Source organism: Thioclava sp. ISO4, from assembly GCF_058105145.1.
Window position 1 is genome coordinate 76,489 of the sequence record NZ_CM176571.1, and the last position, 12,093, is coordinate 88,581.

Annotated in this window: 9 protein-coding genes; 6 read left to right on the forward strand and 3 right to left on the reverse strand. The window is 65.7% G+C overall.

The annotated features are described in order from the left end of the window. Positions 1-174 precede the first annotated feature (174 nt). The gene (locus tag AC2TZ7_RS00440) at positions 175-666 is read left to right on the forward strand and encodes a PaaI family thioesterase (protein WP_489865510.1); all 492 of its coding nucleotides are present in this window, start codon (positions 175-177) and stop codon (positions 664-666) included. Here the strand turns inward: AC2TZ7_RS00440 and AC2TZ7_RS00445 are convergent. Beyond that, the gene (locus AC2TZ7_RS00445; protein WP_489865511.1) at positions 568-1,788 is read right to left on the reverse strand and encodes a T6SS phospholipase effector Tle1-like catalytic domain-containing protein; all 1,221 of its coding nucleotides are present in this window, start codon (positions 1,786-1,788) and stop codon (positions 568-570) included. The genes AC2TZ7_RS00440 and AC2TZ7_RS00445 overlap by 99 nt on opposite strands. Positions 1,789-1,978: 190 nt before the next feature. Between AC2TZ7_RS00445 and AC2TZ7_RS00450 the strand changes: the two genes are divergently transcribed. After that, positions 1,979-5,098: a valine--tRNA ligase gene (locus AC2TZ7_RS00450; protein WP_489865512.1), complete on the forward strand. Its 3,120-nt coding sequence runs from the start codon at positions 1,979-1,981 to the stop codon at positions 5,096-5,098. A gap of 189 nt (positions 5,099-5,287) precedes the next feature. Here AC2TZ7_RS00450 and AC2TZ7_RS00455 read toward each other — a convergent pair whose 3' ends face one another. After that, entirely contained in the window at positions 5,288-6,583 is a 1,296-nt protein-coding gene (locus AC2TZ7_RS00455; RefSeq protein WP_489865513.1) for an MFS transporter, read from the reverse strand. Between the two features lie 138 nt (positions 6,584-6,721). Between AC2TZ7_RS00455 and AC2TZ7_RS00460 the strand changes: the two genes are divergently transcribed. Together AC2TZ7_RS00460 and AC2TZ7_RS00465 are read left to right on the forward strand one after the other, a co-directional pair. Then, complete coding sequence (locus AC2TZ7_RS00460; protein ID WP_489865514.1) at positions 6,722-7,831, forward strand: pyridoxal phosphate-dependent aminotransferase; 1,110 nt, start codon at positions 6,722-6,724, stop codon at positions 7,829-7,831. 135 nt (positions 7,832-7,966) lie between these two features. Beyond that, complete coding sequence (locus AC2TZ7_RS00465) at positions 7,967-8,173, forward strand: hypothetical protein (protein WP_078542284.1); 207 nt, start codon at positions 7,967-7,969, stop codon at positions 8,171-8,173. Here the strand turns inward: AC2TZ7_RS00465 and AC2TZ7_RS00470 are convergent. Next, positions 8,164-9,375: a pyridoxal-phosphate-dependent aminotransferase family protein gene (locus tag AC2TZ7_RS00470; protein WP_489865515.1), complete on the reverse strand. Its 1,212-nt coding sequence runs from the start codon at positions 9,373-9,375 to the stop codon at positions 8,164-8,166. The two genes, AC2TZ7_RS00465 and AC2TZ7_RS00470, sit on opposite strands and share 10 nt — an antisense overlap. 196 nt (positions 9,376-9,571) lie before the next feature. On the opposite strand from AC2TZ7_RS00470, the gene AC2TZ7_RS00475 reads away from it, so the two are divergent. Together AC2TZ7_RS00475 and ygfZ are read left to right on the forward strand one after the other, a co-directional pair. Continuing rightward, positions 9,572-11,272 carry an ABC transporter ATP-binding protein gene (locus AC2TZ7_RS00475; RefSeq protein ID WP_489866770.1) on the forward strand — a complete coding sequence of 567 codons (1,701 nt, stop codon included), beginning with the start codon at positions 9,572-9,574 and terminating at the stop codon, positions 11,270-11,272. Positions 11,273-11,322: 50 nt separating this feature from the next. Then, positions 11,323-12,054 (forward strand): CAF17-like 4Fe-4S cluster assembly/insertion protein YgfZ, encoded by a 732-nt coding sequence (ygfZ, locus tag AC2TZ7_RS00480; protein WP_489865516.1) that lies wholly within the window; start codon positions 11,323-11,325, stop codon positions 12,052-12,054. The last annotated feature ends 39 nt before the right edge of the window (positions 12,055-12,093 follow it).

Below are 12,093 nucleotides of genomic sequence, written 5' to 3' on the forward strand. Positions count from 1 at the left end.
ATAGCACAAGACGCCCATCCACCGGAGAAAACCCGCAAGCACCCGTGGAGCGCCGCGCCTCGCGATGTTGGCCCCAAGGGCGATGCCGCCCTTTGCGGGACGGATTGCAAGCGCTCCCCCTTCCCTTTCCTGCCTCCTGCGATAGCTTGTCGCCCGACGTAACAGGAGCCAGACATGCCCGATCAATATTTCGCCGAAGGCCCGGAAGATTTTCTCCCGCTGGAGGAGGTGCTTTCGATGTCGGGGCTCGAATACATCCGCAAGATGGTCTCTGGCGACGTCCCCTCGCCCACCGTGCAGAACCTGATGGCCTACCGGATCACCGAGGCCGAGGAGGGCCGCGTTACCTGTCGCGGCACGCCGGGGCATCCGCAGACCAACGGCTATGGCGGCATTCACGGCGGCTGGCATGCGATGATGCTCGATACGGTGATGACCTGCTCGGTGATTACCGGGCTGAAGAAGGGTCAGACGCAGACGACGCTCGAATTCAAGGTGAACCTGATCCGCGCGATCAAGCCCGGCACCGAGGTGATCGGCACGGGCCAGCTCGATCATATCGGGCGGTCAACCGGCGTCGCGCGGGGTGAGATCCGAGGCGCCGAGGACGGACGTCTCTACGCGACCGGCACCGCCACCTGTTTCGTCATGACGCCCGAGCTCTGAGGTCGGCGCGGACCCGCGCGAGAGGCGGCGGATTTCGGGGCGCAGGATGCGCGGCCGGAAAATCGCGCGCGAGCCTTCGGGCAGGACGACGCTCTCATGCAACCCTTCCGATGGATCGCGTCCGACGACACGCGGGGCGCGCAGCCAGAACAGCTTGCTCCAGCCAGTCCACGTGCCGACCGAGGGCGCATTCGGATCGCGCGGAAACTCCGCCTGCCAGCCGGGCGGCAGGCTCAGGCCCAGCGACTCGGCGCGTTCCAGCATCCAGACCAGCGGGATATTGGCGAGCGGCCGGGCATCGCCGAAATGGCCCAGCATCCCGCCGATATCGCCATGCGCGCCGCGAAACCAGCGCTGCTCGATCCGGGGCGCGGGAGCATCCGCCTCCGACGCCCCCTCGTCGCTTTCCCACAAAAGCGGTTCCAGCACCGAGCGCCGCTCGTCGAGCGCGAGCGCCTGAAACCCGTGGCGCACATGATCGCTCAGGTGGTGGTCGTGAAACCGCACGCGCTCTTCGCTGACGATCCAGAAGAACGGCACGCGAATGCCCAGCGCCTGCACCGTGTCGAACGCGCCGACCATCTCAATCTCGACGTTCTCGTGGCACAGGCTGTTGCGGAAGCTTTGCAGGATGTCTGCGGGCGTCTCTTCCTCGTAATGGCGCCAGGCGAGGCGGGTGTTACGCTCGATCGCATGTTCGGGACGCAAGAGACCGATCCGCCCGATCATCCCGGCCAGCGAGCGCGCGCCGAAGGCTCCCCGAGAATAGCCGATCAGGAAAATCCGGTCGCCCGGACGGTAGCGCATCGCGAGCCAGCCATAGGCGCGCGCGATCTGCTGGTTCACGCCCCAGCCGAACCACACGTCCGACATGTCGTGCCAATCCCGCCAGCGCAGCCCGCGCCCGTAATAGACCGACACTTTCGGCGCGGCCCGGCGCAGGAAGCGATAGATCAGCCCGATCGAAGTGAGGCGGTCGGGCCGCAGCGAGCCGAGCGTCCCGTCGAGCAGCACGACATGATCCACCGGTCCGCGGCCCGCACCAGCTGCCGCGCGCGCCTCGGCCCGTTCCGGGCTGCGGCGGCGCAGGGCAGAGATCACACGCTCGAAGAGACCGCGCATATCAGCGCTCCTCAGATAAGTTGGGCTTATACTATCCAATGTAGGATAAGTTTCTCTTATCTTCAGGGGCAATCGCGGCAGTTTGTTGGCCCGATCGTGCCCGCCGCGCTTTTTCGGACCGCGCGCACGGGGTTTTCCTTGCCGGCTGCGCGGGCTAAACAGCCCTCAAGCCGAGCCAAGGATGCCTGACATGACGATGGACAAGACTTTCGATGCCGCGAGCGCCGAGCCGCGGATCTACGCGAAATGGGAAGAGGCCGGAGCCTTCAAGGCCGGAGCCAACGCATCGCGCGACGAGACCTTCTGCGTGATGATCCCGCCGCCCAACGTGACGGGCGCGCTGCATGTGGGCCACGCCTTCAACAACACCGTGCAGGATATCCTCGTGCGCTGGCACCGGATGCGCGGGTTCGACACGCTCTGGCAGCCGGGTCAGGACCATGCGGGCATCGCGACCCAGCTGATGGTCGAGAAGGAACTGGCCAAGACCCAGCAGCCCAAGCGGGTGGAACTGGGCCGCGAAAAATTCCTCGAGAAGGTCTGGGAGTGGAAGGGCGAATACGGCTCGACCATCATCAACCAGCTCAAGCGCCTTGGGTCTTCCTGCGACTGGTCGCGCAACGCCTTCACCATGTCGGGCGCGCCCGGTGCGCCGGAAGGCAATGAGGGCAATTTCCATGACGCGGTGATCAAGGTCTTCGTCGACATGTACGAAAAGGGCCTGATCTATCGCGGCAAGCGGCTGGTGAACTGGGACCCCCATTTCGAGACCGCGATCTCGGATCTGGAAGTGGAGAATATCGAAGTCGCCGGTCACATGTGGCACTTCAAATACCCGCTCGCAGGCGGCGAAACCTATACCTATGTCGAGAAGGACGAGGACGGGAATGTCCTCTTCACCGAAGAGCGCGATTACATCTCGATCGCGACCACCCGCCCCGAGACGATGCTGGGCGATGGCGCGGTCGCGGTGCATCCGTCGGATGAGCGTTACGCGCCGATCGTCGGCAAGCTTTGCGAGATTCCGGTGGGCCCGAAAGAGCATCGCCGCCTGATCCCGATCATCACCGATCAATATCCCGATCCCGAATTCGGCTCGGGCGCGGTGAAGATCACCGGCGCGCATGACTTCAACGACTACATGGTCGCGAAGCGGAACGGCATCCCGATGTATCGCCTGATGGACACCAAGGGCGCGATGCGCGCCGACGGGCTGTCCTACGAGGAATGCGCGGCCCGTGCGATGGACATCTCGAAAGGCGCGGAGTTCACCGAGGCCGAGATCGACGCACTCAACCTCGTGCCCGAGGAACTGCGCGGGCTCGACCGGTTCGAGGCGCGTGAAGCCGTGATCCGTCAGATCACCGACGAGGGCCTCGCGGTGACGACGACCAAGACCGTCACCGACGAAGACGGCGTTGAGACCGAGACCACCGCTCCCTACGTCGAAGACAAGCCGATCATGCAGCCCTTCGGCGATCGCTCGAAAGTGGTGATCGAGCCGATGCTGACCGATCAGTGGTTCGTCGATGCCGAAAAGATCGTGGGCAAGGCGCTGGATGCGGTGCGCAACGGCGACACCGTGATCATGCCCGAAGCCGGCGAGAAGACCTATTTCCACTGGCTGGAAAACATCGAGCCGTGGTGCATCTCGCGCCAGCTCTGGTGGGGCCACCAGATCCCGGTCTGGTACGGTCTGGACATGGACGCGCCCGATTTCCGCGATGACGAGGGCGACGGCACGATCGACCTCGTGGAGATGGGCCGCCTGCTCGTCGAGACGAAGATGGTCCATCGCGACGACCGCTATCACTGCGCGTCCGATTTCGAGAGCGTCATCGGCTGGTTCAAGGCGCAGAATGCCGAGCTGCCGACGCCGCTCAACGCCGCGCGCATCGTCGAGGTCGAAGACCGCCACAAGGCAATCGAAGTGCTCGCCGCGAGCCTCGCGCAATACGAGATGACCGAGGACCCGACGCAGCTCGTCTATCCGGTCTGGCGCGACGCCGATGTGCTCGACACCTGGTTCTCGTCGGGGCTCTGGCCGATCGGCACGCTCGGCTGGCCCGAGGATACCGAGGAGATGCGCAAGTATTTCCCGACCGATGTCCTCGTGACCGGCTTCGACATCCTGTTCTTCTGGGTGGCGCGGATGATGATGATGCAGCTGGCCGTCATGGATCAGGTGCCCTTCCACACCGTCTACCTGCACCAGCTCGTCCGCGACGAGAAGGGCAAGAAGATGTCGAAGACGACCGGCAACGTGATCGACCCGCTCGAGATCATCGACGCTTACGGCGCGGATGCGCTGCGCTTCACCAATGCCGCGATGGCGGCGATGGGCGGCGTGCTGAAACTCTCGGAAGAGCGCATCAAGGGCTACCGGAACTTCGGCACGAAGATCTGGAACGCGACGCGCTTCGCCGAGATGAACGGTGTGTTCGAAGGCCCGGTCGTGACCGAGATTCCGCAGCCCACCCACACGGTGAACCGCTGGATCATCGGCGAGACCGCCAAGATCCGCGAGCAGGTGGACGAGGCCTTCGCCGCCTATCGCTTCAACGACGCGGCGCTCGGGCTTTACGGCTTCGTCTGGGGCAAGGTCTGCGACTGGTATGTCGAATTCGCCAAGCCGCTGTTCGACGGCGAGCATGCCGAGGAAACCCGCGCCACGATGCGCTGGGTTCTCGATCAGTGCTACACGCTGCTGCACCCGATCATGCCCTTCATCACCGAAGAGCTGTGGGAGCTGACCGCGCCGCAGGGCGACCGCGCGAAGATGCTCGTCCATGCCGACTGGCCGGACTACAAAGCCGCCGATCTGGTGGACGAGGCCGCCGACCGCGAGATGAACTGGGTGATCGAACTGATCGAGGCGATCCGGTCGTCGCGCACCCAGATGGGCGTGCCGGTGGGTCTGAAGCTGCCGATGGTTCTGGCCGAGGCCGATGACGCCGCGCGTGCAGCCCTCGCCAATAACGAGGTGCTGATCTTCAAACTGGCGCGCATCGAGAGCATCACCGAGGCACCGATCCCGAAAGGCGCGATCTCGATCCCGGCGCAGGGCGCTCTGTTCGGTCTGCCGCTGGAAGGCGTGATCGACATCGCCAAGGAGAAGGCGCGTCTGGAGAAGGCTCTGGGCAAGATGGAGAAGGAAATCGGCGGCATGAAGGGTCGTCTGAACAATCCGAAATTCATCGCCAATGCCGATCCCGAGGTCGTCGTGGAAACCCGCGAGAACCTCGCACGCGCCGAGGAAGAGGCCGAGAAGGTGCGTCAGGCCGTGGCGCGTCTGGCCGAGCTGGGCTGAGCGAGGCCTTTAGCGATCAGGGCCGCGCCTGACCCTCGGGTGGGCGCGGCTCAACATGTGAGGTCCGCACTTTATCTCACGAGCCCGAACACCGGATGAGCGCGCGCGACATCGCAATGCGCCCTCCCGGGGGGAGGGGCGGGCGCGGCCCGGGGCTGGTCGCCCCGCGCCATGAGCTGATTGGAGACCTTACTCCGACACTTCCTTCATCGTGAAGGCCACGCCCGAGGCGACCACGCAGATCCCCGCATAGACGATCAGCACCATTTCCGCCCCCGCCATCGCGAGCGCCGAGCTTGCCGCACCGAAGGCCAGCAGCATCACCCCCACGGTCGTGTTGGACACCGCCGTATAGGCCGCGCGGTCATCCCTGGGCGACATATCCACGAGGTAGGTGGACCGGCCCAGCCGCACCCCCTGATAGCCGATCATCAGCCCGAACAGCGCCACCGGCGAGGCCCAGATCGTGCCCATCAGCCCCGACCAGCCCAACACCACCGCCAGCGCCAGAAACGCGGTCGCGACCAGCCCGGTGAAGATCAGCACCTTGCGCGAGGAGCGATCCGCCAGCCGCCCCCAGATGTAAGAGCTCACCAGAGAGGCCAGCGCCGAGGCCAGCACCATCGCCCCCAGCGCGCCGAACCGGTTATCGCCCGCTTGCGCCGCGAGCAGCACGATATAGGGCGGCGCGAGCGCCGTCGGCAGCAGCAGCACCCGCGCGATCACGAACTTGCCCAGATCGGCGTCCTTCCACAGCAGGCTCAGCTCGGACAGGCCGATGCTGCCCTTGTCTTCGCCCGGCTGATCTTCCTCGCGCAGCGTCGAGAACAGCGCCGCCGCCGCGACCCAGAGCACAGCGGCCAGCGAGATCGCTCCGATCACGAGGCTCATCCGCTCCACCACCCCGGTCATCAGGATGATCGCGAACAGGATCACCCCGGCGGCTGAGACGCTCGTCGCGATCCCGGTCGTCGTGCCGCGCCGCGTCCGGTCCACGGTCTTGCCCAGCACATCCTTGTAGCTCACCGAGGACAGCGAGCGCGCAATCGCCAGCACGCCCAGCGCCACCAGCATCGCCAGCCCCGCAGCCATCCCCTGCATCGTCAGTGCGATCACAACAATCGCCGCCGCGGCCAGCCCCTGGATCAGACTCCCCGCCGCCCAGGCCCATTTGCGCTGCGGCATCTTGCGCACATGCGGCGCGGTAAACAGCTGCGGCAAAAGCGAGCCGGACTCGCGCACCGGCACCAGCCAACTGACCAGCGCAGCGGGCGCACCCACCGCCTGCATCAGCCAGCTCAGCACCAGTTTCGGATCGATCAGCCCGTCGGCCAGCTTGGTCATCGACAGCGAGCCGACATGGCGCAGGAAACTGCCGGGTTCGTGCTGCGCCGCGCTGTCGCTGAGCTCTTTTACGTTCCCCGGCGCATCTCCGGTCAGGGTCTCGAAAAGGGAGGTGGAAAAAGAGGTGTCGCTGGCGCTCATCGGCTGGCTTCCCGAACTTATGTCATTTCACGATATTACGCAGGGAAAAGCATTTGGCCCAGTCCCCGGTTCCGCCGCGATCGCGCCAACCGACGCGCCCTCTTGCCGCACCCGCGCTTTGCGCTTACGCCTGTAGCCATGACCGGACCCCGTTACACAAAACTGATCGACAGCCTTCCCGCCACCGTGCCTTTCGTCGGGCCCGAGGAACAGGAGCGCCGTGCCGGTCGCCCCTTCGCCGCGCGGCTGGGGGCCAATGAAAACGGCTTCGGCCCTTCCCCGCGCGCGATTGCCGCGATGGCGGCGGCAGCGGGCGATGTCTGGAAATATGGCGACTCGGCCAGTTTCGATCTGCGCGCGGCGATTGCCGAGCATCACGGGGTCGCGGTCGAGAACGTGCTGGTCGGCGAAGGGATCGACGGGCTTCTGGGCTATCTGTGCCGTCTGGTGATCGAACAGGGCGACGCGGTCGTGACCTCGGACGGGGCCTATCCGACCTTCAACTACCATGTGGCGGGCTTTGGCGGGGTGCTGCACAAGGTGCCCTATGCCGACGACCACGAAGACCCGCAGGCGCTGATCGCGAAGGCGGCGGAGGTGAGCGCGAAGCTCGTCTATATCGCGAACCCCGACAATCCGATGGGCACCCATCACCCGCGCGAGACGATCGAGGCGATGATCGAGGCGGTGCCCGAGGGCACGCTGATGGTGCTGGACGAGGCCTATGTGGAATTCGCCGACGACGGGACCGAGGCGCGCATCAAAGCCGACGATCCCCGCGTGATCCGGATGCGCACCTTCTCGAAGGCGCATGGGATGGCAGGCGCGCGTGTGGGCTATGCCTTGGCCGCGCCCGAGCTGATCGCGGCCTTCGACAAGATCCGCAATCATTTCGGCATGTGCCGCATTTCTCAGGCGGGCGCACTGGCCGCGCTGCAGGATACGACGTGGCAGGCCTATATGCGCCTTCTGGTGGCAGGCGCGCGCGACCGGATCGACGTGATCGCCCGTGAGAACGGGCTGACCACCCTGCCGTCGGCCACGAATTTCGTCGCCATCGACTGCGGGCAGGACGGCGAGTTCGCGCGGGTCGTGCTGCGGGAACTCGATGCGCGCGGCGTGTTCGTGCGGATGCCTTTCGTCGCGCCGCAAGACCGCTGCATCCGGGTTTCGGTCGGGCCAGACGCCGAACTGGACGCGCTCGCTGCGGCCCTGCCCGACGCGCTGAAAGCCGCTCGCGCGCGCTGATCGACGCGCCCTCCCGAACACAATTCCGCCGATGAGATCGGCGAAAAAGCACCGGCCTCAGCGCATCTCGCCGCAAGGTGAGTTGCGCCGACTCGGGGGCGCTCCCATGTTTTGCTCAACAACAGGAGCAGACCCATGAGCCGCAAGACTCGCAACGCCCGTATCGCAATGCTTAGCCCGCTGGCCTTTGCCCTGGCCTTCGGCGCTTATGCAGGCATGACCCAATCCAGCCGCGAGATGAAGCTCTCGACCTCGCGCACCGAAGCCCCGCAAGTGTCGCGCGAAGCCTCGGAAGAGGTCGAACAGCTCACCGACTGGCTGGAGCGTCACGGTCAGGCCTGACCGGCGCCTTTCGCGATAGCGCCCGCCGCCGCGGCGATGCCGCCGGGGTTGTGCGGGATTTTCAGCGCCTGCATCCCGGCCTCCATCGTCGCCAGCGCGCCCAGCGTCATATGGGCGTTCACATGGCCCATATGGGCGACCCGCAGGAAATCGTTGGCCTCGGGCGTGCCGGGTTCGGCCATCCCGAGCCCGATCCCCAGCGTCACCCCCGCCTCGCGTTCGAGCCAGCTGCGCAGCCGCTGCGCATTGCCCGCCCCGATCCGCGCCGCTGTCACCGAATGGGCGCGATGGGCCGGGTTCGCGATGTTGAGCGCGATGTCGCCCTCCTGCCCCCAGGTCTCGAAAGCGGCCCAGACGGCGGAGGCGAGCGTCGCGTGACGCGCCCAGATATGGGTCAGCCCCTCTTCCTCGAGGATCATCTTGAGCGACTCATCGAGGCCGAAGAGGTGATGGGTCGGCGAGGTGCCCCCGAAATACTGATAGACCATCTCGGGGAAGGCGCGCGGCTGCCAGTCCCAATAGGGCGTGACCAGATCGGCCTCGCGGCTGGCGGCCAGCGCCTTGTCGGAGAACCACACGAAGCCCAGCCCCGGCGGCACCATCAGGCCCTTCTGGCTGGCGGCGACCATCACGTCGACGCCCCAGTCATCCATCCGGAACTCGTCGCATCCCAAAGAGGCGATGCAATCGACCATCAAGAGCGCCGGGTGACCCGCCGCGTCGATGGCTGCGCGGATCGCCGCCACGTCATTGACCACCGAGGTCGCGGTATCGACATGGGTGAGCAGCACGGCCTTGATCTCGTGATCCTTGTCGGCCCGGAGCGCCTCTTCGACGCGGGCCGGATCGGCCGGAGCCTTGATGCCGAATTCCAGCCGCTGAACGTCCACGCCCATCGTGGCCGCGTTGCGCGCCCAGATATTGCCGAAGCGCCCGGTCACGAGGCTCAGCGCCTTGTCCCCGCGCGAGAACACGTTGGAGATCGACGCCTCCCAGGCGCCGTGCCCGTTGGCGATATAGATCGCGACATGGGACGAGGACATCGCCACCCGACGCAGGTTCGCCGCGACCCGGGCCGCGATCTCCTCGATCTCGCCTTCATAGATATTGGGCGCGGGACGATGCATCGCGGCCAGAACACGGTCAGGCATCGTCGAGGGTCCGGGAATGGCGAGGTAGGGGCGACCTTGGGCAAGGCTCATCGGGTATCTCCGTCTGGCACAACGGACAATCGGTAATCCCGCCCGCGCGCCGCGTCAATCTCGCGCCCGGCTTGCGCGTGCCCCCTATCTCGCGGTACTTCACGGGCTTAACCGCGCGCCGACAGGCGCGCCTATCGCATGGTGCCTCGTGGCCAAGACTGCAAACCCTTACACGTCGAAACACCTCGCGGGCCGGATGTGGCGCGACTATCTGCGCAAGCACCTGCCGATGATCGGCGTGTCAATGGTCCTTCTGATGATCGAAGGCTCGACGCTGGGCGCGCTGAGCTGGATGCTCAAGCCGCTCTTCGACAAGGTCTTCGTGCAGGGCGAGAGCGAGTTGATCTGGTGGGTCGGCGCCGCGATCTTCGGGCTGTTCCTGATCCGCGCGACGACCTCTGTGGCCTCGCGCACGGTGATGACGAGCGTCTCGCTGCGCACTTCGAGCGATATGCAGACCGATCTGTTCCGGCACATGCTGCGGCTCGACCAGCATTTCTATCAGGCCAACCCGCCCGGCGCGCTGATCGAACGGGTGCAGGGCGACACCGCCGCCGTGCAGAACGTGTGGAAAATCTTCATCTCGAGCACCGGGCGCGACGCGGTTTCGCTGATCTCGCTGTTCGCCGTGGCGGTCGCCATCGACCCCGGCTGGACGCTGGGCGCGGTGATCGGCGCGCCGCTCCTGATCCTGCCGGTCGCGATGGCGCAGCGCTATATCCGCCGCAAGACCCGCCAAATGCGCGAAAGCTCGTCCGAGCGCGCGACCCGGCTCGACGAGGTCTTCCACGGCATCGCCGCCGTGAAGCTCAACGGGATCGAGGACTATCAGGCGGGGCGTTTCGCCCGACTGGTGAACGAAGTCCGCGTGGCGCAGATCAAGACTACCTTCATCTCAGGCCTCGTGCCCGCGATGATCGATATCATCACCGGGCTGGGCTTCTTCGTGGTGCTGATCCTCGGCGGCCAGCAGATTCTGGCGGGCGAGCGCTCCGTCGGCGATTTCATGTCCTTCTTCACCGCGATGGCGCTGGCCTTCCAACCGCTGCGCCGCCTCGCGAATTCAGCGGGCGCATGGCAAACGGCGGCGGCGAGCCTCGAGCGGATCTATCGCCTGTTCGACACGCAACCCGCGATTACCTCGCCCGCGCAGCCTGCCGCGCTGCCCGAGACCACGCGGATCGAGTTCGACGACGTGCATCTGCATTACGGCGACAAGCACGTTCTGCGCGGTCTCAGCTTCGTTGCCGAACCCGGCCAGACCACCGCGCTTGTCGGCCCCTCGGGTGCGGGCAAGACCACCGTGTTCAACCTGCTGACCCGGCTCGTCGATCCCGATAGCGGGCGCATCACGCTGGGCGGCACGCCGCTGAACGATCTCGGCCTTGCCGAACTGCGCCAGCATTTCTCAACCGTATCGCAAGATTCCGCGCTGTTCGACGAGACGATCCGCGAGAATGTCCTTCTCGGGCGGCAGGAGGTCGATCCCGACCATATCCAAACCGCGCTCGAAGCGGCTCATGTGACGGAATTCACCGACCTTCTGCAAAACGGCATCAATACCGGCGCAGGCCCGCGCGGCTCGGCGCTCTCGGGCGGGCAACGCCAGCGGGTCGCCATCGCGCGCGCGGTGCTGCGCGACGCGCCGATCCTGCTGCTCGACGAGGCGACCTCCGCCCTCGACACCGTCTCCGAGGCCAAGGTCGCGCAGGCACTGGCGGACCTGAGCCAGGGCCGCACGACGCTGGTGATCGCCCACCGCCTGTCGACCGTGCGCAATGCCGACAAGATCGTCGTGGTGGTCGAAGGTCAGGTCGTGGAACAGGGCACGCATGACGAGCTGCTGGCCAAGAACGGGCCCTATGCGGGGCTGTGCCGGATGCAGCTTCTCGATTGAGTTGGCATTCCCGTCCCGGCTGCCTACATGGGCGGGGAAAGGAGACCTCTATGGCCGAGCGCATTCTCTACGAGATCACCGGTGCGGATCGCGAGCACTTCCTGCAAGGGCTGGTGACGAACGACGTGAGCCACGTGAAAGACGGGCTGGTCTATACCGCCCTGCTGACGCCGCAGGGCAAATACCTTGCCGATTTCTTCCTGCTGGCGCGGGGCGAGGCGATCGTGCTCGATATCGACGAGAGCATCGCCGAGGCGACGATCAAGCGGCTGAGCATGTACAAGCTGCGGGCCGATGTCGCGATCGCCCCCTCCGATCTGAAGGTCTATCGCGGCACCGGACCGGCGCCCGAGGGCGCACTGGCCGATCCGCGCCATCCCGACATGGGCTGGCGGCTCTACGGGGACGAAGCGGGCGATGACGGCACCGATTGGGACGCGATCCGGGTTGCGCATTGCATCCCTGAGACCGGTGTCGAGCTTACCCCCGACACGTTCATCCTCGAGGCCGGGTTCGATCGGTTGGCCGGCGTGGATTTTCGCAAAGGCTGCTATGTCGGCCAGGAAGTCACCGCGCGGATGAAGCACAAGACCGAGCTGCGCAAAGGCTTCGTCACGGTCGATGTCAAAGGCCCCGCCGAGCCGGGAACCGAGATCACCTCGGACGGGCGCAGCGTCGGGCGTCTTTTCACCCGTTCGGGCGATCGCGCGATCGCCTATCTGCGCCTCGGGCGCGCAACGGGCGAGATGTCGGCGGGTGACGCATCGGTCACTTATTTATGACCAACGAGGATCAAATGTTTCAAAAAGCGCAAGCCCCGC